Raw genomic sequence first — 18,866 nt, forward strand, 5'->3', positions numbered from 1 at the left:
GATCAAAACTCCGCTTCTTATTCGGAGGGCGCGCGTAAGGCGGTACCGCCAAGGCGGTGACCGTCCTCCGATCTGGCTACCCCCCTGGGAACCTTATAGTGTGGATCTTAGAGGAGGGAGGAGTTGCGTCAACATCTTTTCCCCCCATCCACTAACAATCCAGACTTTTCCCTGACCTGACAAAAGGGAAGGGGCGGCCCTTTCGAGCCGCCCCTTCGGTCTTGAGGAACTTTGCGAGCGCGGACTTACTGCGAGGAGAAGGTACTCGCCAGGAAGCGATCCCGTTGAGCTCGAAGAAGGGGCGATGCACCGTCGAGGCTTGCCTTGAGCTGATTGACTTCCGTCGTAGCGGCGGTGATCGCCGCTTGGAGGGCGGCCGGGTCGGATGCCTTGACGCCAAGAGCTTCGTCGAAATCGGATATCGCCTGCACGGTGGAAGCCTCAATGCCGACGGCGTCATTGTTGAAGCCTGCGAAGAAGGCCTCCTGCTTGAAGGCTTCCGCGCGCTGCTGCAGGAGCTTGCTCCAGCCGTCGCTCACGTCGCCATTCACCATCGCATCAAGCCGACGCTCGGCCGCTTTGGCGGCGGCTTCGGTGATCTTCTTCTTCGAGGGATCGTCCCACGTGGTGCGGTCGTTCGCTTGCATGACCATGTTTGCGGCTTGCATGAGCGAAGCGGCAGACACGCCCTTACGACGCGCTTCCTGCGTAGCCAGGCTCGCGACGGCGGCCTGACTTGTCGCCTTGGCCTGAACCATCTGTTGGTACATGGCTTGGGTATCTCGAACGCTCTTCTGGCCACTGCGGAGGCTTTGCATCACGCCCAACGCTTGCTTGAGGGCGACGAGCTTCGTTGCAGCGTTGACCAGCTTCCCAAAATCGATGTTTGCTTTGAGACCGGCAGCGTCGGCGGCTGGCTGGACTTCCGACGCTTCGGTCCGCTGGAGAGGGGCGGGGCCGCTGGCATCCGTCGCCGCCAAGGCGTCCATCGCATGAAGGTTGGAGCGGTAAGACTGCAGCGTTTGCAGATCGATCATAGCCTTCGTGACGAGCGAGCTGATCTGAGCTCGGTGATAGAGCGACTCCCGCACGCCCGCATCTTCTCCCTTCGCTATCGGCGGGCGGCTCATGCATGCCAGGTGCTTCGCGGCGAGGATGGTACCGGCTTCTACCTGGGCTTTCATGGCTTGGGCCACTCCGAAGGCGTCGCCGGCAGCTGCGCGCTGCCGCAGGCGATCGTCAGCCTCTTTCGCCTCGTAGCCGTCCTGAGTGTCGGGATGCTGTTGCAACGAGCCGCTAAGCTGATTTGCGGCCTCGCTGAAGGAGACTTTGGGCGCGTCCAGTCCAGGGAGCTTTCCGATCGAGATCGAACCCTGCCCGGTGATCGGGCCAACTTTCCCGAGTGCACTCTTGATGTCGGTGGCCGATTGCACCTGGGCGACCGCGTTTTCGAGCGCCTTCTTTTTGGCAGCAATCTCCTTGGCCGTTGTCGCAACAGCCGAGGTGTCGATCACAATGCAAGGCGGAGGCACCAGCGTTGGACATACTCCAAGCTGAGCTTCCGCCGGTGATGAGAGGGCGCAAGCCACCGCGAGGGTCGCGGCGCCCGCAAGGATACGAGCGCGCATTGTCTTACTGGTCCGCCGACGTACGGAGACCAGTGCTGTCCGCGGCGAGCGTTCGCGCCGCCTCGAGCTCGAGCAGCTGGGCGGACATCGCGGTTTGCTTCTGGAGCTCCAGGTAGACGTTCAGCATGATCGCATTGCCGGCCGCGATGTCCTCGCGCATGTTGACAGTGGCGCCGACGCGCTTGGCAAGAGCATCACTCGTCGAGGAAGCTTCGGTGAGCTTGCCCTTGATTGCCGAAGCGGCCCCATAGGCGTTCACAGCCGTTTCGCGGAGAACCGTGTTGCGGCGATCGCGAAGGCTGGTGACCGCTTCCTGGGTCATCTTGCCGCCGTTCGAGTAGAACATCTGGCTCGCTGCCTCTCGCCCGTCGTTGACGGTCTGGATGGCCTTGAGTGTGATCGCCCGTTCGCCCGGGATCTTCGGAAGCTTGGCGGCGAAGTTCGGGACCTGCTGGGCCGTGTTCGCAATCGACTGCACGTTCTGGAGAACGTTCTGCGGACCTGAGAGGTTGATGCCGGCGTCGCTAAGGATGTTGTTGAAGTTCCCTTGACCGACCTGGCCGATCGAGCTGGCCGTCTCTTTGGCAGTGTTGAGCTGCTGTTGGGCCGTTGCGAGCGCCTTGCCGGCGGTCGCGAGCTGTTCGCCAGCCTTCGCGATCAGGCTTGGATCGATCGTCGGGATCTGCGCAGTGGCTGGCGCCCCGGCGAGGGTCGAGGAGACGAGAAGCGCACCAATCACGAGCGCACGGGTCTTGATGATCATGAGGATTCCCTCTTGCTTGAACAGGAACATCTGAATGGTAGCTCGCCCGGCGGATCGGCGATAGCCACGCAGGAAGATTTTTCCGCGGCTCAGGCGGCTTCGCGCTCCGCTGCCATGGCTTCCATGTAGAGACGACGAAAGTTTTGTGGATCTTTCTGAGCAAGATCGCGGATTAATCTGACCTTGGTCGTGCCGGATGCGAATGTCTGCAGTCCATCCCCGAGGACGCCCATGTCCGAGTCGATAATCACGGACTCGACGCCCGCTTCGGACATGCGTCGGAGCAAGAATGCGCGTTTCAGGTGACCGTGGCTACGGCCAAGAACGAAATCCAGCTCGCGACCGGTGAGGCCGAAGATCCTGAAATCCTCCTCCTTCGCCTTCACGTTCTTGAAGAAGATCTGTGTGGCGCACTGGCCGATGATGGTTTGGGCATGTGGGGTCTCTTCGATAGCGTTGGGCCGCTGGAACGCGCAGATGAAGATCTGCCCAAGCTTTCTACCTTCCTGCAGGCCAGCCGCGAACTTCGCCGCAAAGAACTCGTTCCGCAGGAGCGGGGCTGTCTCATCAACGAAGTAGAGCGCTGGGTGACCGCGGTGAACAGAGACGTCCATCGTGCGATGCATGATGTACGAGACGACGGCCGGGCCCAGGTTATCCTTCTGCTCGTCGCTCAGAAGCGTGGTGAAGTCGAAGGACGTCATGCGAGCGCCGAGATCGAGGCTGTCGTTGAGGGCGTTGAAGACGTGACCGTGCTGGTTGTCGCTGATCCAGGGGCGGATAGCCTCACGAGCGGCCGAGTCTGCGCTGAAGGCAGAGTCCCAGATCTCCTTGAGGCGGCGATTTTCGCGCGAGGGCTCCGCCTCGAGGATGTCAAGCATCTGCCCGAACTGTTCCGAAGAGGCGTCATCCGTCAGGCCGGTGATCAGCTTCATCCAGGTTGTTAGGAACTCGCGATTACGGGGCTGCGAGAGATCCATCTGCAGCGGATTCATCGCGCAGCTGTCGTCGTCGAAGCGCACGTAGTTGCCGCCGGCCATGCGGGTGACGACTTCCGTGCCGTAGAAGCGATCGAAGAAGAAGACTCGGAGCTCCGGAAAGCGCATTGCCATTTGGGCGAGCCAGGAGACCGTGACCGTCTTACCGGAACCAGAGGGACCGATGACAAGCATGTGCCCGAGGGGTTCTCGGTTGCCCGGATCCGAGGTGTCATGAAAGACGAAGTTGTAGGGGCTGCCCGTCGAGGTCTTGAGGATCGTGACCGGTCCCTCGCCCCACGGACTGCGGTCCGCGCCCTTGCTATTCCGCTGCATGGCGAGAAGCGTGGCCACGTTGACCGCGAGGAATTTCCAGGGCCGCGGCAGCTTGTCGTAGGTTGGGAACATCGAGAACCAGACCGCTTGGCTGGCCGGCCCCTCAACCACGGTAGTGACCTCGTTCTGAGCGGCAACGGTATTGATCTGCGACAAGTAGCGGTCCAACTCCTCGTCTGTGTCAGCCTCGACGATCAGGTTCAGGTTGTAATTGCAAAGGACCTGAGTGTCCTCCGCGCCGCCCCCGATGATCTCTCCGACCGCGGCGAACTGAGCGTGTGCGTTTTCTGTCATGAAGGTCGTGCGGGCCATCCGCTTCGCGGTATCCAGCTTCATTGTGCCGGCCGTGCGGGAAAGCGGTTCGATATGGTGGTAGATGGTGTATTCGAACTTCAGGCTGGCGAGGTCGGCGAGCATGCGTTCTTCCGTTGCGTCGCCCCAAGTTTTGACTCCGACGATCGCCATCGACTTCTTGCGAAGGCCGGACGTCCAGTAGATGCGTCCGGACTTGTCAGAAGCGAATTCGACGGTGTCGGATGTGATCTGCTCGGAGACGCTGGCGCCCCGGCTGTAATGGGGTGTGGGACGGCTAATCGGCGACGCTAGGCGGCCGAGGATCTTGAGGGGGGACTCGCCACCGTCCCCGTCCTTCAACACCTGAGGGTCGAAGGGTGACAGAGCGGCCTTCGTGAGGTCGACGGCCTCGCCAAGAGCAAGCTTGCCGGCCTTTTTGTCGACGGAGATCACGATGTAGTGATCGGTCAGAAAGGAAGAGCCCTCGAACGAGCTTTCCCACGTCGCGGCAAGCCGCGCCATGTGGGTGTTGGGGTGTGGCATCAGCTGTCCGGGCCGGATCGCGGTCCGAACGGTGAAAACCCGGGCGTGAGCGCCCCGATCGGCGATTTGACTGAGCCAAGTGCGGCGGGCGATACCGAGGGCCTCGTGCTCATTCTGACTGGTCACCTGCAGCTCGGCGCCGGCAACCTTGATGACGCGAAGGAGGTCCCCTCTTTTCGTCTTGATCGTCATTCGATCAGCCATCATCTCTTCGAACGGCAGGAAGTCGACGAGGCGCGTTTCCTTCGGCATCGGCAGCAGCCTGCGCGAGACAGCAGGCACAAGCATGGCGGCGCCGCCTGCGACCGAGGCCAAGAGACCTGCGGACGCGATAACTGCGCCAACGGTGCTCTGGGTCATGAGGAGCGCGGAGACGTCAACCGACATAGGTCTTGCCCTTGGTCTTCACGATATTGGGAGTGGCCTTCATGAAGGCCTGTCGCGCGATCAGGATGTTGTGGAGGTGGGGCTCCTTGAAGCCCGCCACGACCGAGAAAGCGGAGGCCGTGAGCAGGACGATCATCCCGGGGATGATCCCAAACCCCGCGGCCATACCGAAGAACCAAAGGAACATGCCGCCGCCGATTGAGCAGCCCGCCAATAGCGGCGGCATGTATGCGACCGTCTGAGGGCTCGCGACATACTTGAGGATGGGAGACTTCAGCACGGTCGTTTCCTTTGCGGTCGGCGGGTAGATCAGCTCGTGGCGAGCGCTTCGCCGCCACCGAGGGTGGACAGCCAGCCGATAACGTTCGGAACGATCGCCATTGCGAAGGAGACACCGACGCCGGTGCTGACCCACTTCCAGTTGAGCTTGCCGAAGAAGCCGAGCATCAGGCAGGCGACCATGCCGATGCCGCCGACGACGAGACCGAACGTTGCGAGCGATTTGCGGAAAGTGTTCGCGCCGGCGGTTGCTTTGCCGAGCGGGTTGCTGGTGTCGAAGGCCTGAGCAAGAGCGATCTCGGGCATGGCAACGGCGGCAAGAGCGAGCGCTAGCTGGGCGAACGCGATCCCGCGACCGACGTGGGTACGATTGATGTTCATGGAAAAACTCCCCGGTGGTTTGTCGTGCGGCTGGGGGAGTCAGGAAATCTGATGAGGCCCCCGCCAACCCGCTCTCGCATACTATCGGCGGAAAAGACCCTCGCCAACAGGTTTTTGCAGGAAGTTTTTCCAGGCGCCTGGGGCGCGGTTCCAGGGGCTAGGAAGCCGGCAGGAACATTGGATTCGTCAGTGCAAAGAGCGTAACGCATTCGGCTGGATCTTTGGTGCGGTCGATGGCGGCTTTGACTCGCACGCGTGGGCGCCCGCGCGCGCGCGGGGCGGCGCCGGGGGACGAGGCAACGCTCCGTACGCGCTGCGGCCACGGTGAGGACGCTGCAGTGGATCGAAGGGGGGAGCAGAGACATGCCGAGCCTCGCGCTGAAGGTTGCCGAGCGATTTTCGAAACGGATGATCGTCGGAGCGAGTAAGGCCAAATCGGACGACCGTTGCCTGGGACGGCCGGGGGTGTCACCGGACCTGAATGGCGAGAAGTTGTGGCTGGCCGCGGTGGGTCCAGAATGTGTTCGACGCCGTGGCTTGGCCAGGCGCGCCTCGCGGCCGACCGGGCGGTGTCGCCGGCGCAATCAGGGACCGACTGGTGACCGTGCGCGGCCGACCTCCCGGGGCTGCTGCCTAGGATCTTGTCGCTGGAACTGCGCCGCTTCTAACCGCCGTTATCCGCGCTCGCGCGGCGCCGAGGCGAACCTGGTCAAACGCAGGATTGTGGATGCAGGAGGCGTCTCCGCCCCATCCCGCAACGGCCGATCGGAGCCGGGCGGAATGAGGCGGAGAGGGCAGCGGCCAGCTTAGCGTTCTCGATCGCGATCCCGGCCAATGCCTCGGGCAATCTCATCCGCGTCGTCACGGTAGGTGTTGTAGGCAGTTGCGAGGTCGACGGTGTGGTAATTGACGTCTTCGCGCGCGGCCGGGTCATCGTAGATTCGCTCGGCGGCCCGCCGCAGCTGTTCATCGGGGGCGATCTCGCGGAGCAGCCGGATGAACTCGGCGACCTGAGGCGTGTGAGCCTGATCTGGAGTCGGATAGATCCGAGATGCTTCCTCCTTGCGAGTTGCTCGATCTCCGCCCTCGTTGGGCGTCGCCTGCAGGGCTGGTGTTGGTGAGTGAGGAGCAGTCTTAGCGAGCTCGGCACGCCGAGCGTGTTCGTGTCTCAGAGCCTCTATCACAGCGGGCGCACGGCCCCAGTTTCGGAACAGGGTTCGCACAGCTTGCCTGGCTTCCTTGCCCAATTCCACGGTCCTTCCCTCAAGGCTCAGTGCGGTCGGGTCCTGGCCTTGCGTCTGGATCCATCTAACAAGCCGCTGGACCTCATGCTGCTGCCGTTCATACACGGATCCTAGCCGCCCGTTTGTGCGAGCGGCGAAGCGTGGTGTGCGGAGCAAGAGTTGGTCTGCTCGATCGAGCGCAGGCGCGCTGTACGAGAAGGCACCGTTGGGCAGCTTCTCCTGCTTCACGGGAATGCGCTGATCGGCAATGCGTTTGATGAGTGCGTCCCAATCGGCGTACTCGGCTCGGGTGGTCCCGGGCTTCACCGGCGGCGTCTGATCGGGGAGCTCGAAGAGCGTCGGATCGGCTTGTCGGCGGCGCCGGTCGACCTTCTCCTCGGGACGGTCGGCTGGAAGAGAATCCCGTCCGTGAACGGCGGCCTGATCAGTGCGAGCGGGTGTTTCGCTTGGATCTGAACCTGGAATGCTGGTTGCTATTGTGGAAGGCGTCTCAAGAGTTCGCGGGTCAACGACGTTGGTCGGCTCGGAGGGGCCCTGAAATGCGGGAGCCTCCGGATTGTTGAGGTCCGGGATAATGACCTCTGGCGCCATTTCCCCGGCCGGACTTGGGGCGTGCTCCCGCAGCGGGTCGAGGCCGACGGGAGTAGCCTGCGGATCGTCCGCCAAAGGTGCGTCCAAATCCTGTCGGGGCCCAATCGTTGGTTGGACAATCGGAAGGCCTTCGATGCTCGCCGGGTCTATGGCGACGAACGGCGGGTTAGCGGGTTCGGTGACAGGCTCCGCGAGTTGGTTGGCCACGGGGGGCGTGGCGGACGCGGTACCCGCGTCGACGGGCGCAACGACGCTGGAGTCGGCAGGCAGCCTCGGGCTCTCGGCGTCGGCGTCGATAGAGGCCGGCGATGCCCCTGTGGATGACTGGGCGCGTCGGCGCGTATCCAGAGGTGCAGGAACTTCACCGTCGAGGAACGCGTGGCGGAGGGTGGACATTCCGAGCCGCTCCTCGAGCACGGTCTTGAGAGGTTCGAGCAGCTCATTGATCTCCCTGATCCGACGCTCGCGATCCTCCACGTTCCGCGCCGCTGCCGCGAGTGCGGGACGATGTGGAGCTAGGGCAGCGTCGATGTCGTTGATATGATTTTGGGCGCCCTGCCAACGGTCTTGGATCGCCTGCCTCATAATGCGAGTGTTGAGGTCGGCGCGTCCTTTTTGAATGTCCGTCAGATATTGGAGGCAGGTCTGTCGAGTCCTGATCGCTCGGGACTTAGCCTTGGCTTCCAGGTGGTCGAACGTCATGATCTCCCGGCGGTCGTCGGCAACACTCTCGACCAGGCGAGCACGCTCGGCGGTGAGAGCACGGTATTGCGTCATGGCGGGGTGTGCTGGGTCCACGCGTCCAACAGTCCGCGCGAGATTGTCGAGCTCGTGTTGAGTTGTCTTGTAAGCCTTCTCCGACTCCTTGGCCTGGCGCTCAATTGATCGCTCCGCGTCGCTCCAGATGGCTATGGCGTTCAGCTTGCCAACTGTGGTCGGCACGCCAATCGATTCCAATGCGGCAGCCTTGGTCCCGAGGTGTTCGGTCGGGGTTCGGTCGATGCCCATCTCGGTGTACCGGCGGGCGTCGATCCTGCGTTGAACGCCGCGTGCCTTAAGGACTCGGTTCGTGATCTCCGCGAATTTCATGCGATGGCGCTTCACGAAGTTCTCGTCCCAGCGGCGCTCCTTCCTTTTGTCGCCGCGAGTGGGGTCCTCAATCTTGTTCTGGCGGAAGGGGTGCCGCACGCGAGCCTCGCCCTTGTGATCGAAGTGCTCGGCGTATTCGAAATCCCAGAGCCCTTCCTCTGGAATGAAGCGGGCTGGTCGATCGTAGGCAACGATGTGGAGGTGGTAGTTGCGGCTGTCATTGTGCGCGTCCGGCGCGTGGATGACGGCCGTGTACATGAGGCCAACCTTGCCAACGGTCCCGTCCTCGCGAGAGCGCTGTTCGAGGTTCCCGAGGTAGTCGCAGAAGTTTTGGACAATGAGCGCTCGATCCTCAGCGGAGATCTCGTACGGCAGCTCCGCGACGAAGCGGATTTGCGTTCTTCCGCCGCGTCCGGATTTGAACTCGAGGGGCGACAGGCGTTCGTCGTATTTGGCCATGCCACGAGCCGCGGCGATGATCTTGCCGGCGCGTTCGGCGGTGGAGATGAACGGCTTGGCTTTGAACGGCTTCTTGCCCCGTTCGGCGTCGGGAGATGCGAGGTAATCCTGGTAGGCTGCTTGCACTTGTAAGGCATGCTCTTTGAAGCCTGCGTCCGGGAACGAATAGTGCCTCAACTCGGCCCACCAGGCGGGCAAGATCTCCGGATCCAGGAGGAGCTCGTGAACCTTCGGCTCACGCTCGATCCGTTCGACGGCGCGCCAGAATTCCTGACGTTCGAACGGATCCTCAGAGATGTTAGAGAAGATCGAGGGCACGCCGTTTCGGAACTCGGGTCGGTCGCCCATAATGGCGACTTCATCCGTGGTGGGAGCTTCGCCAATCAGGCCCTCAGCGACGCCTCTGGGGTCGGCGGCCATGCGACTGGCGGCGTGCTCGACGACGTCGTCGCGCTCTACGTAAGCGGCGTGCTGAGCGCCACGGCTAACCTCGGCGGCTCCATCTCGCTCGATGTACTTGGAGTGGTCGAGTGCAGCTGTCTTCGCACGCCCGACGCGGCCTTCCAGCGGCTGCCCGCCGACAGTGGGAGACGCGGTCTTGTTTACGGGGATGTATGAGAAGTGGAAGGAGGTAGCGCCGGCGGCGGTTCGAGGACGGTCAATGAGTGGAGAGGGCGCCTTATAGTCTGGCTCCATAGCCCAGCGAGCACGGCCGCCCGGGAGGCGGACCTCATCCCGTTCGAGTTTTGGTTTTCGCTTGCCGATCTGGAGGATCATCTCCTCTTCCTGTTGGCGGCGGAGGAATTGAGCGAGCTTGGAATTCGCCGCCTGGACGTCGGCGGAGAGCGGTGACTTGGCCATTTCATTTTCCCTTGGGAGGCTTCCAAAACCATGATGGATTGTGGAAGGGCTGGCAAGCGAGATTGCCTGCCCACAAAAGATCCACAGTGTGTGCCTGCCGGAAGCTGGTCGGTGACCAGGTGGAGGCCCCGACGCGGTGCGTCGCCAAGGTAACGGGCTTGGGCCGCCAAGCCGTTACGGTATCCCTCGGAGAGCGCACAGAGGGAATTTTGGCCGCGCCGGCGGCAAAATTCCCTGCAAAATTGGGGCTCCCCAAGTTTGCGTTATTGCGCCTATTCCACACAAGGTAACGTGGGCGCCGCCCCGTTACCATTAGAGTGGAGAAATCCTCAGATTTCTGGCCCTCGGCGTTACCAAAACGACGATCCGGTAGGATCCGTCGTGGAGGTAACACGGGGCGGGAAAGTCCCTTCGGAGATCTTGTTGACGACCTCGGAGCCGGGGCATAGATTCCCTCACGTTCATCGGGAGGGCCGAAACTCCGTTTCGGAGGGCTTCGCCCATAGGGGAAATAGTGTGGCAACAGGCAACGAAGGTGAGACGGACGGCGGCCAGAATGGTCCGTCCGGGAGTGTTGGAGATGCTGTCGAGATCCTCGCGGGTTTCGCCGGGCAGCTGTCTAGGCGGGTGTTGGATCCGAGCCGTGGTGAAACTGTGGAAGCGAGCTTGCAGCGCAATCTTCTGAGCGAGCCGGAACGAGCGCGGTTTCTGAATGAGCTGCTCGTTCAGATTGTCCCAGCCAGGGCAAACGTGGATCTCTGGATGGCCTATCTAGAAGGTGGCAGAAGCCCGTTCGGAGATAAGGTTCTGCAGAAGGTGGCATCCGGAGATGAGAAGCCGATCCAGTCGCTTCAAAGGGCGGGTCCGCGAGTAGCCAGGCAAGAGAAAAAGGTGGCCGGCTTGCGAGCGCAGCGGGACCTGCTCGACGTTCAGATACGGGCCGAGGAGGACAAGCAAGCCTACTATCAGGCGATCGAGGCGGCGGCCCTTCAATGGTTCGTAACCGACGAACTTCTGAAGATGACGGCCGGCGTTTTCGCGATGGGCCCGGCGTGGACGGTTATGCGTGCGATCTCGTCGTTCTTAAGTGACGAGGCGGTGGAACGCGAGACGATGTTGGCGATCGGGGACGAGAAGCAACACGAGGCCGCAAGGCTGCGGGCGGAGCGCGCATCCGAGACCGAGTTGATGCTCGGATCGTTGGACTTCTTTTGCGGTTACGAGCCGTACGAAGCTGAGCTTCGGCGAGCGCTTTTGGAGGTCGCACGAAAGTTCGAAGTAAGGCGCGATGAGGCCGCCGGCGACGGAAGGAGAGCGAGATCTAAGCGGACCGCCGCAGAGAGGGCTCGCCCCGAAGCCCAGAAGGATCGGCGGCTGGTCCTTGATGGTCTGGAGGCGGCGGCCTAGCCTCTCGGTACAAGCGGCTCATCAGGCCCCGGTCATCCGCAGGATGGCCGGGGTTTTTTTGTGTGAGTTGCGGATGCCTTGCGGGTACCGCTGGCCGACTTCGAGCGGCCAGGGGTTTCGTAGAAGCGCGTCAAAAAAAGTACCGCCCGTTCTGTAACGGGCGGGTTGTCCGGGTCGGGGAGAATGGTGAACTCGGTGGCCTCGCGCCGCCGCGCACTGAGACTTAGTCGAAGGCGCGAGCCCCGTGTTTCGGCTTGCGGGAGAACGAACCTTTACCCTTACGGGGACGAACGACCCGGGTGTAGCCGTCGGTAGAGGTCGTGGCTGCGAATGCCATGCGGCGCGAGACATCCTGCGGCGCAATCTTGATGGTCATCGGCGGCATCTTTCATTCCCTTCTCTGCTTACATTTCGAGCAGCGAAATGACGGGGAGGGGCCCCGTCGGAGCCGGATCAATCGGGAGGCGCAATGGCGGACACCGATTGTTTTTCGGCCGTCCGAGGAGGATGGATCGCGTGGAGAACGCGGCTGGGCGGAACCATCTGCGGAGGGAAGCTGAGGAGGCTGCGAGGATATGAAAAGGGGCCCCGCCGATGGCACGGCGGAGCCCCTATCGGACGCCAGTTCAGGTGCGCGTGGACGGTTCGGTCATGCTAGGCAGAGCACCGGCCGAGCGGCTGCCACTCGGGAGGCGTATCGAAGCTCGGCGACGATCTCCTCGACCTCGATCTGGATTGTGTGCGGGTCGATCCCGAGGACGTCAGCGAAGCTCTGGGCAAGACCTTCCGTGTCCTCGCCGGCCATCTCGGCGGCGGCGAGTAGGAGGAGGCTTTGGCTGTAGGTCTGGACCGGAGCGGAGGAGGCGCACGCGGCGAGGTAGAGCGGTGCAGAAGCCATGATTTTCGTCCCCGATTGTTGGATCAAAGAGGGATCGAAAGCTGTGCAGGGAGCCCCAGGGGTTTGCCGACGCGGGTGGATGCGGCGAGGCCTGTGAGCGTGAGCTCCACTGACATCGCCTGGGATCGAGCGATCAGGCCGCGATCTTGAAGGTTCGCTCGTGCCCGGGGATCTGTTGGAACTCACGCGTGCGGCGATCAGGAAGGCCGAGGACGGCGGTGAGCGGGAGCGTGGTCTGCCCCTGCTGAGGCCAGTTCGCGACCAGGGTGTCGAACGCGGCGTTCGCTTCGGCTGCGGTGTCGAAGGTGACGAAGGCAAGGCCCGTGTCATAGAGTTCCGCGCGGACGTCGTCGGGCACGCCCGTGATGTCTTGGAAGCGGCTGGAACTGGCGCCGATGGCGTCTCCGGTCTGAAGCATCAGGACGGCGGTCCGCGTTTTGGCGGCGAGGGTCTCAACGAAGGCGGGACCAGTGTAGAAGCGTGCAGTCATCGTTTTCATTCCCTTGTCTTGGATCATCCTTTTCAAAGCCGAATGGCAAGGATGGTGGGGCCGGCGAGGCCTCGGTAGTTCGGCGGGCCCGGAACCTCTGAGAGCGGGTGGCTATGGCTGGCCATCGTGATGGCATCAGGCGGCGCACGAGATGCGCGAACGGCAGATTTAGAGCTTCGTAAAGAGACCCGCCGCGGCGCACGCCTGGCGGGTCTCTGCAAGTGCATTGCTGTCGTTGCGATGACTTGTGTGAGGCAATCAGAAGGCGTTGACGGGGTCGTTCTCGCAGCGGTCGTAGGTCCCGCCCTCTGCTTCAGTGACGGCGGGGATTGGCGGCCTCACCCGCCGCACGCGAGCACCTCGTAAGCAGCGGTCGGGACGTCAGGTTCCCGGCACTTCCTACAGCTTCCGGTCGCTAGTTCCATTGCAGTTCGGCAGAAGGCGCCGCAAGCGCTGCACGGGATCGGGAGGTTTTGCCCGGCGGAGCAGTCGCACCCCACATGAGCAAGCTGCATGTCAGAACACGTGCAGGCGCTGGCAACACCCCGGAGGTGGGCCAAGCTCTGCCAAGAGTTGGGGCGCGGTTCATCGTCGTGGCACATGTTTGAATCCTTCTTTGGCGGGCAATTTGTCGTTGGCGGCCTGGTCGGATTGGGCCGGCCGAGCGGAGCGATCGACCCGGAAAGGTCCGCTGCGTCGGGCGGCCGGGATCGACCCTATCAGCGGCTACCCGTCGGGCGAGGTCAGGCAGCCAGGCGCGACGGCTGGGTGCGTTGTGGGATAACGAACTCGACCAAGCGGGCATCCCCCGGCACCCCATCGAGAACCGGGGCGGTGTTCGAGGCTCTGGCGTTGTGGAGGATGCGAGCGGGGACGCCGATGCATCCCGCTGCGTAGTCCAATAGGTCGTACCCGGTGTGCCATGGCATGGGTGCCATGACCATCTGTACGGGACGACCGGCAGCGGCGGGAGCGACGGTCACTTCGACGCAATCGGGAGCGGCGTCGTGGAAGCGGGCGAGGATGATTGTCCCGTGATACTCGAGCAGATTGTCCTGGTTGGTGGACGTGCTCAGTTCGTCCGCGTCGAACGGGGAGAGCGTTGGAGAGCCGGGGGATATCCGCGACGGGAGAACACCAGCCGGGAACGAGACGTTCGCGAACCAAACAGCCGCACTGTAAAGGCTGATGCATGTGTCAGTCAGGCGATCAATCGTGACCTCGCGCCAGTCGATGTCATCGGCGCAGGCGAGGTCAAACCAGTGCCGATTGATCGCTGCATTGGCCTGAGCAAGGGTGATGCGGAGGTCGGTGCGGAAGCGGCGAGCAAGCGTCTTGCGGCCGGAGAGCGTGAGCATCTTTCATTCCCCTATCTGGATCCGATCTGGCGTGCCTGATCGTGAGGGGGAATGGTCTCGGCCGGAGCGGAAGCGAATGGCACAGAAAGACCCGCCTCGGCGTCTACGCCGGGCGGGCCTTTGTGGTCGCGGTAGCGAGTGGTTCAAACCGAGTGGGTAGCGACGAGCTGGGTGAGTTCGGCGACCTTGTCCTCGTGGCGCTGGACCCAGTCGTCGGCCGGCGCGCGACCGAGCTCGACGTCGGCATAAGCGCAGTTCAGCATCTGCTGCGCCCAAGCGAGATCCTGCTCGGCATGTCCGAGCGGGTCGGCGGCGCGGCGGGCTGCGCAGTCGTCGGTCTCGGCTTGATTAAGGCGTGCGGCGAGCACGTCATCGCGAGAACCAGCGAGCAGCCCGACACCCTTATCCAGGCGGACGATCAGCGGCTGGCCGGCGCCTGCGTCGATCGCGTCGGAGACGACCTTTTCTTGATGGGGAAGGACGATCAGCGCGATGGCTCGGCCGTTGTGAATAGCTTGGCCTCGGTAGGCTTTGGGCTGATCGGTGCAGCCGATGGCAACGAGGGCAAGCGGAGCGAGCGAGGCGGCGATGATCATCTTTTCATTCCCCTATCTGGATTCGATCTGGCTTGCCTGATCGTGAGGGGGAACGGCCTCGGCCGGAGCTGAGCGACTGGCATGGAAAACCCGCCGCGGCTCTTCAGCCGGGCGGGCCTTCGTCTGGTCTTTGGCCGAGGGATTACTGGTAGTGGGATCTGAAGCGAACGGCCTCCGGGTTGTCGGAATGGCGAACGACGGTGCCGAGTTCGGTCTCCGACGGGGTGGGGGCATCACCATAGACGTCCCACCACGGACGGACGTATCCGTAGTTCTGGTCAATGAGCGCGTCGATGTGGGCGTCATACTGCTCCGCCTTGGTCTTGGCAGCAGCGGGGCGATGGTGTGTTCGGCTCGCGGCCGCGAGGACCATCATGTGATGGCGAAACGGCATCGATGTCGGGAGAGCGTGCCTCGAGACGATCATCGCTTTCATCCTTCTGCTGGCTTCGATTTGACCCTTTCGAATTGTGCAGGATGATCCCTGTCGGAGCGGAGCGACTGGCCAGGGAAAGACCCGCCTCGGCTCGTCAGCCGGGCGGGCCTGATGGCGAACGACAGTCGATCCGATGATCAGGAGGCGTATTCGCCGAAGGGACGGTCGGTGACCGGCTCATCGCGAATGTCGAAGAACTCGCCCATCGGGATGCGCCGGAAAGTTTGCGTGGCGCTGATCAGGCTGGCGATCGTTAGTCGGCCGGAGTCGGGATCGTCGCGGGCGACGCCCATGAAGCTACCGGAGTCGATGTAGTAGACGTTCCCGAGCTGGGTCGGAGCGTCAACAGGAGTGTGGCCACAGAAGACGCGATCGATACCCTTCACTCCGGAATCGTTACGATGGGAAATACGGTCGCGGCCCCAGAGCGCCGACATGGTCGTGTGCTTGTCGCCAGCCTCGATGGCTGCCTTGAAGGTTGCCCAGTCCATCCCGTGCGGCACCTCGCCATGGACCAGGCCGACGAGCCCGCGCTCAGTTTCGATTTCCTGGATGATCGGGAGAGTCCGAAAGGCCGCTATGATCGCCAAGCGTTCGTCCTGCGGGACATCCATCCACCAGGACATGCCGTTCTTGCGGGTCCAGAACCGGACGGCTTCTTCGGGCGGGGTGTCGCCGGTCTCGTACATCTCGAGGAACATATCCTCGTGGTTGCCACGACAAGGGAAGATGCGAGGATTGTTGATGAAGGCGCGGACGCGCCGAGACTCCGGCCCCCGGTCGACAAGATCGCCGACCGAAAAGAGGCGGTCGTTGGCCCAGTCGAACTGGACGCCGTTGAGGGCAGCGGCAACCACCGAGTAGGTGCCGTGGATGTCGCCGACTACGAAGTCGCGGCCGGCCCGGTTCATGTCGTGGCGAGCGATGCGCATGTGGTTTCATCCCATGATTTGTTTTCAATAAGGTTTGTCGGATTGTGGGATGCTCGGGGCGAAGCTGGAGCGACTGACACGAAAAGGCCCGCGCGGCGGCTGCCGGCGGGCCATGAAGAGAGCTGAGAGGCGTTACTTGCGGACAGCTGGGGCGAACTGCGCATCTTCAAGGCGGGCGAGCCCTTCGATGCGGATCACGTCCCGGCGAGTGTCGGCGCGCTTTATCCAGACGCGCCCTGGCCGAACCGGAACGTCCTCGCGGCCGCAGAAGCGGCTGTTGACGTTGTCCGCCTCGAAGATGTCGGTGCGGCCTGGCGTCAGCGTAGTGACGCCGTGTCCGATAGCCCCAGCGGCGGTGGTGCGGCACATGCTGCCCGAGCACTCGAACCCGTCGTGGGCAATGAGCATGTCGTCCTGCGTGACAACGCGGATGACGAGCGCGCGAACGCGGTCGCGATCAAAGTGGCCGCTTGCGTTTCGATGGTAGAGGGCCCTCGTGATCATCACCTCGATCGGCTGGCCGGTCAGCGGCATTCTGGACCCCCTCTCGAAGAAGCAGACCTGCTGTCCGATGAAGGCCACGACCTCGCCCTTGCGCTTGTCGCTTGCCACGGGCGTGACGAGGAGCGGCGCGTACTGAGGCGCAGCTGCGTGGATGCGATGTGCGACGTCGGCGAGGCGGTGGTTGCGAAGCATTTTCGTTCCTCTGTCTGGATCGATCTGGCTCGCCCAGATTGTGAGGGGATGGCCGTTGTCGGAGCGAGAGCGACTGGCACGCAAAGACCCGCCTCGGCTTCTCAGCCGGGCGGGTCCAATCTCTGCTCCGAATGTTGCCTTAACGCTCCTGGAGGGGCTCGATCGGCGCCGAGAGCCCGATTGCCGCCCAGCCTTTCGGAGTTAGGCTCCAGACGCTGTAACGGCAGCGGCCGCCTGCTGGTTGGCGGTGCAGCTGCACTAGGCCGCGGCGTCGATTGGGGATGAACACTTTGGCTGGCGGGAAGCCCCTGTGATCACTCGTCATCCGGCCGCCTCGCGCTGCAATCCGGAGGAGGAAGGAGCCTCGTGAGCCGGTCAATTTGATTTGGCTGGCCATGGTCGAACCTTTCTGGGTGGGGCGCGGTGAGCCCCGTCGGGGTGAGCCAAAAAAACGCGCGGCGCCTGCGGCGCGGATACTGGCCGGAGCCGGTGCGGCGCCGGCCAAGGGCGATCAGGGCTTACGCCCAGTACACGTGGGTGGCCTTCTGGCGACGGCCGCTCGCAACGAACGCAGCGAGACGAGCGGCGGAATAGTCCGTCAGGTGAGCGCGGGCCTGAACTGCCGCGGAGAAGGTGTCGAATTCGACTTCGCACGGGCCTTCATAGCGAGCGTCGATGCCGAGGTCGCGGAGCATAGCCAACATGTTGCCCTGGCAACGGTTGATTTCGACCTCGTCCGCGACCCAGTTCACGCCCTTGATGTATGCGGGGCAGTGCTCCTTGCCATTCAGAGTAATCTGAAGGCCGAGGCGGATGATCTCGTTGAAGAGGCGGACGGCGGTCTTGCCATTCTCGCTCAACGCCAGCCGATCGCGGATTTGGTCCTGAACCTGTGTCGGCAGGAGGCACGGGCCGAACGAGCTCACATACGGAGGGCTGCAGTCGTCGTCATAGGCATAGGCGCAGACTGCCTCGCCGTTCGAGAGTTTCTGGCCGTCGAGGAGACGCGCGATCGAGTCCACGGTGTTCTCGTCGATAAAGACCATACCGTGGTCAGGCGCGATGGCAGTGATGGCGAGCCAGTTGGTGTGGTCGCGGGTGCTGGCGTCGACGTTGCGGTTGGTCGCGATCAGGTTCACCGACATTGTTTCATCCCTTTATCTAAGTTCAATTCGTTGGACCGAATTGGAAGGGATGGACCGGCCGGAGCGGGAGCGACTGGCAGGAAAAGACCCGCCTCGGCGCGAGCCGGGCGGGCCGATCGGACGGGCGGGTTACAGCGTTACGGTTAGGAGCGCATACGCCTGATCAGGTCGCAGATTGGTAGCGAGGTCTTGCCACTCTCCAGCACCGGGGCTCCCGGTGCAGATGCGCCAGAGGCCCACCGTCTGAGTGTCCTGGTTGACGAGGTAGCTGGTGCCATCGCCATTCGTGCTCTCCAGAACCCAATCCTCGCTCGTGTGGGGCTGCTGATCGCCGGCGGCATGCTCGACCTTATGATCGAAGCCCTTGCTCACGAGCCAAGAGGCGAGGCCGTCGTTCGTGATTAGTGCGGCCGCCTCCTTGAACGAGGTTGAATCCGCGTCTTTGGGAAGATTGCTGATCCTCTCGCAGCGGATGATGAAGCGTTCTCCGGAGAAGGAGAAGACGCCCTCGACGGCATCGGCATTGTCCGAAGGGGTTCCGAAGCCGAGGATGACGTCCTCGATCGCACGCGGCTTGAGGAGCGTTTTGGCAGCGTCATAGGCCTGGAGGCCAATGTCAGACTTGATCGAGTAGCGGTAGATCGAACCCACGGCAGGTCTCCTGTTGTTTTCATTCCATCGACTGGCTTCAGTGGGATGGAGCAGGTCCGGGGAGAGCATCGTGCTGGCGCTCGGGGCATGTCACGGAAAAGCCCGCCGCGGCGGCTGCCGGGCGGGCCTCTCAATCATCTCGCTTGGATCTTAGGCGCCGTAAGCGCGATGCGAGTCGAAGCCCGCTGCCGCCACGCAGGCTGCGAGCTCGGGCGAGACGCGCGGCTGGGCGGCGCGGCGACGAGCGATCATCGCGCCAATCTGACGGCCCGTCATCGCCTTCGCGGGGGCGGCTGGCTTCTCGGCATTGCGGCGGCGAGCGATGATGGCACCGAGAGCGCGGTTCGAGAGCTTCATGATTTTCATTCCCTTGATTGCGTTGCAATTCGACCTGGCGAATTGATGCAGGGACGGACCGGCCGGCG

18 protein-coding genes are annotated in these 18,866 nt (G+C 62.9%); 1 reads left to right on the forward strand and 17 read right to left on the reverse strand.

The window, feature by feature from the left end; all coding sequences use genetic code 11:
• Nucleotides 1-245: 245 nt before the first annotated feature.
• From ETR14_RS26595 to ETR14_RS26620, 6 genes are all read right to left on the reverse strand, one after another.
• A complete protein-coding gene (locus tag ETR14_RS26595; protein WP_129392753.1) occupies nucleotides 246-1,514 on the reverse strand; it encodes a hypothetical protein in 1,269 nt (422 codons plus the stop codon).
• 118 nt (nucleotides 1,515-1,632) lie between these two features.
• Nucleotides 1,633-2,391, reverse strand: a complete 759-nt coding sequence (locus ETR14_RS26600; RefSeq protein WP_129392756.1) for a hypothetical protein — start codon at nucleotides 2,389-2,391, stop codon at nucleotides 1,633-1,635.
• An 89-nt stretch (nucleotides 2,392-2,480) separates the two neighbouring features.
• Nucleotides 2,481-4,901 (reverse strand): hypothetical protein, encoded by a 2,421-nt coding sequence (locus ETR14_RS26605; protein ID WP_165356656.1) that lies wholly within the window; start codon nucleotides 4,899-4,901, stop codon nucleotides 2,481-2,483.
• 16 nt (nucleotides 4,902-4,917) lie between these two features.
• On the reverse strand, nucleotides 4,918-5,208 hold the full coding sequence (locus ETR14_RS26610; RefSeq protein WP_129392762.1) for a hypothetical protein: 291 nt from the start codon (nucleotides 5,206-5,208) through the stop codon (nucleotides 4,918-4,920).
• A 29-nt stretch (nucleotides 5,209-5,237) separates the two neighbouring features.
• Nucleotides 5,238-5,588: a hypothetical protein gene (locus ETR14_RS26615; protein WP_129392765.1), complete on the reverse strand. Its 351-nt coding sequence runs from the start codon at nucleotides 5,586-5,588 to the stop codon at nucleotides 5,238-5,240.
• 806 nt (nucleotides 5,589-6,394) lie between these two features.
• Complete coding sequence (locus tag ETR14_RS26620) at nucleotides 6,395-9,832, reverse strand: MobA/MobL family protein (protein ID WP_129392768.1); 3,438 nt, start codon at nucleotides 9,830-9,832, stop codon at nucleotides 6,395-6,397.
• 516 nt (nucleotides 9,833-10,348) lie between these two features.
• Between ETR14_RS26620 and ETR14_RS26625 the strand changes: the two genes are divergently transcribed.
• Complete coding sequence (locus ETR14_RS26625) at nucleotides 10,349-11,239, forward strand: hypothetical protein (protein ID WP_129392771.1); 891 nt, start codon at nucleotides 10,349-10,351, stop codon at nucleotides 11,237-11,239.
• A gap of 223 nt (nucleotides 11,240-11,462) precedes the next feature.
• On the opposite strand, the gene arfA is transcribed toward ETR14_RS26625, so the two are convergent.
• The 11 genes from arfA to ETR14_RS26680 all read right to left on the reverse strand — a co-directional run bounded on the left by arfA (nucleotide 11,463) and on the right by ETR14_RS26680 (nucleotide 18,798).
• A complete protein-coding gene (gene arfA, locus ETR14_RS26630) occupies nucleotides 11,463-11,615 on the reverse strand; it encodes an alternative ribosome rescue factor ArfA (protein WP_165356657.1) in 153 nt (50 codons plus the stop codon).
• Nucleotides 11,616-11,888: 273 nt separating this feature from the next.
• Nucleotides 11,889-12,137, reverse strand: coding sequence for a hypothetical protein (locus tag ETR14_RS26635; protein ID WP_129392777.1), 249 nt, complete (start codon nucleotides 12,135-12,137; stop codon nucleotides 11,889-11,891).
• 133 nt (nucleotides 12,138-12,270) lie between these two features.
• The gene (locus tag ETR14_RS26640) at nucleotides 12,271-12,627 is read right to left on the reverse strand and encodes a hypothetical protein (protein WP_129392780.1); all 357 of its coding nucleotides are present in this window, start codon (nucleotides 12,625-12,627) and stop codon (nucleotides 12,271-12,273) included.
• Nucleotides 12,628-13,370: 743 nt separating this feature from the next.
• A complete protein-coding gene (locus ETR14_RS26645) occupies nucleotides 13,371-13,985 on the reverse strand; it encodes a hypothetical protein (RefSeq protein WP_129392783.1) in 615 nt (204 codons plus the stop codon).
• Nucleotides 13,986-14,128: 143 nt separating this feature from the next.
• The gene (locus tag ETR14_RS26650; protein ID WP_129392786.1) at nucleotides 14,129-14,581 is read right to left on the reverse strand and encodes a hypothetical protein; all 453 of its coding nucleotides are present in this window, start codon (nucleotides 14,579-14,581) and stop codon (nucleotides 14,129-14,131) included.
• A 142-nt stretch (nucleotides 14,582-14,723) separates the two neighbouring features.
• Nucleotides 14,724-15,008, reverse strand: a complete 285-nt coding sequence (locus ETR14_RS26655; protein ID WP_165356658.1) for a hypothetical protein — start codon at nucleotides 15,006-15,008, stop codon at nucleotides 14,724-14,726.
• Between the two features lie 146 nt (nucleotides 15,009-15,154).
• Nucleotides 15,155-15,949 carry a metallophosphoesterase gene (locus ETR14_RS26660; RefSeq protein ID WP_129392792.1) on the reverse strand — a complete coding sequence of 265 codons (795 nt, stop codon included), beginning with the start codon at nucleotides 15,947-15,949 and terminating at the stop codon, nucleotides 15,155-15,157.
• A gap of 132 nt (nucleotides 15,950-16,081) precedes the next feature.
• The gene (locus ETR14_RS26665; RefSeq protein WP_129392795.1) at nucleotides 16,082-16,645 is read right to left on the reverse strand and encodes a hypothetical protein; all 564 of its coding nucleotides are present in this window, start codon (nucleotides 16,643-16,645) and stop codon (nucleotides 16,082-16,084) included.
• A 518-nt stretch (nucleotides 16,646-17,163) separates the two neighbouring features.
• Nucleotides 17,164-17,790, reverse strand: a complete 627-nt coding sequence (locus tag ETR14_RS26670; RefSeq protein WP_129392797.1) for a hypothetical protein — start codon at nucleotides 17,788-17,790, stop codon at nucleotides 17,164-17,166.
• A gap of 129 nt (nucleotides 17,791-17,919) precedes the next feature.
• A complete protein-coding gene (locus tag ETR14_RS26675) occupies nucleotides 17,920-18,441 on the reverse strand; it encodes a hypothetical protein (protein ID WP_129392800.1) in 522 nt (173 codons plus the stop codon).
• A 150-nt stretch (nucleotides 18,442-18,591) separates the two neighbouring features.
• The gene (locus tag ETR14_RS26680; RefSeq protein WP_129392802.1) at nucleotides 18,592-18,798 is read right to left on the reverse strand and encodes a hypothetical protein; all 207 of its coding nucleotides are present in this window, start codon (nucleotides 18,796-18,798) and stop codon (nucleotides 18,592-18,594) included.
• Nucleotides 18,799-18,866 lie beyond the last annotated feature (68 nt).

It is taken from the genome of Sphingosinicella sp. BN140058 (assembly GCF_004135585.1).
In the GTDB taxonomy this organism is placed as follows: Bacteria; Pseudomonadota; Alphaproteobacteria; order Sphingomonadales; family Sphingomonadaceae; genus Allosphingosinicella.

What these genes read in the sequence shown, in the direction of transcription:
- ETR14_RS26600 (WP_129392756.1), bottom strand. Translation starts at nt 2,391, where the DNA reads ATGATCATCAAGACCCGTGCGCTCGTGATTGGTGCGCTTCTCGTCTCC.
- ETR14_RS26605 (WP_165356656.1), bottom strand. Translation starts at nt 4,901, where the DNA reads ATGACCCAGAGCACCGTTGGCGCAGTTATCGCGTCCGCAGGTCTCTTG.
- ETR14_RS26615 (WP_129392765.1), bottom strand. Translation starts at nt 5,588, where the DNA reads ATGAACATCAATCGTACCCACGTCGGTCGCGGGATCGCGTTCGCCCAG.
- ETR14_RS26620 (WP_129392768.1), bottom strand. Translation starts at nt 9,832, where the DNA reads ATGGCCAAGTCACCGCTCTCCGCCGACGTCCAGGCGGCGAATTCCAAG.
- arfA (WP_165356657.1), bottom strand. Translation starts at nt 11,615, where the DNA reads ATGACCATCAAGATTGCGCCGCAGGATGTCTCGCGCCGCATGGCATTC.
- ETR14_RS26635 (WP_129392777.1), bottom strand. Translation starts at nt 12,137, where the DNA reads ATGGCTTCTGCACCGCTCTACCTCGCCGCGTGCGCCTCCTCCGCTCCG.
- ETR14_RS26640 (WP_129392780.1), bottom strand. Translation starts at nt 12,627, where the DNA reads ATGACTGCACGCTTCTACACTGGTCCCGCCTTCGTTGAGACCCTCGCC.
- ETR14_RS26645 (WP_129392783.1), bottom strand. Translation starts at nt 13,985, where the DNA reads ATGCTCACGCTCTCCGGCCGCAAGACGCTTGCTCGCCGCTTCCGCACC.
- ETR14_RS26650 (WP_129392786.1), bottom strand. Translation starts at nt 14,581, where the DNA reads ATGATCATCGCCGCCTCGCTCGCTCCGCTTGCCCTCGTTGCCATCGGC.
- ETR14_RS26655 (WP_165356658.1), bottom strand. Translation starts at nt 15,008, where the DNA reads ATGATCGTCTCGAGGCACGCTCTCCCGACATCGATGCCGTTTCGCCAT.
- ETR14_RS26660 (WP_129392792.1), bottom strand. Translation starts at nt 15,949, where the DNA reads ATGCGCATCGCTCGCCACGACATGAACCGGGCCGGCCGCGACTTCGTA.
- ETR14_RS26665 (WP_129392795.1), bottom strand. Translation starts at nt 16,645, where the DNA reads ATGCTTCGCAACCACCGCCTCGCCGACGTCGCACATCGCATCCACGCA.
- ETR14_RS26670 (WP_129392797.1), bottom strand. Translation starts at nt 17,790, where the DNA reads ATGTCGGTGAACCTGATCGCGACCAACCGCAACGTCGACGCCAGCACC.
- ETR14_RS26680 (WP_129392802.1), bottom strand. Translation starts at nt 18,798, where the DNA reads ATGAAGCTCTCGAACCGCGCTCTCGGTGCCATCATCGCTCGCCGCCGC.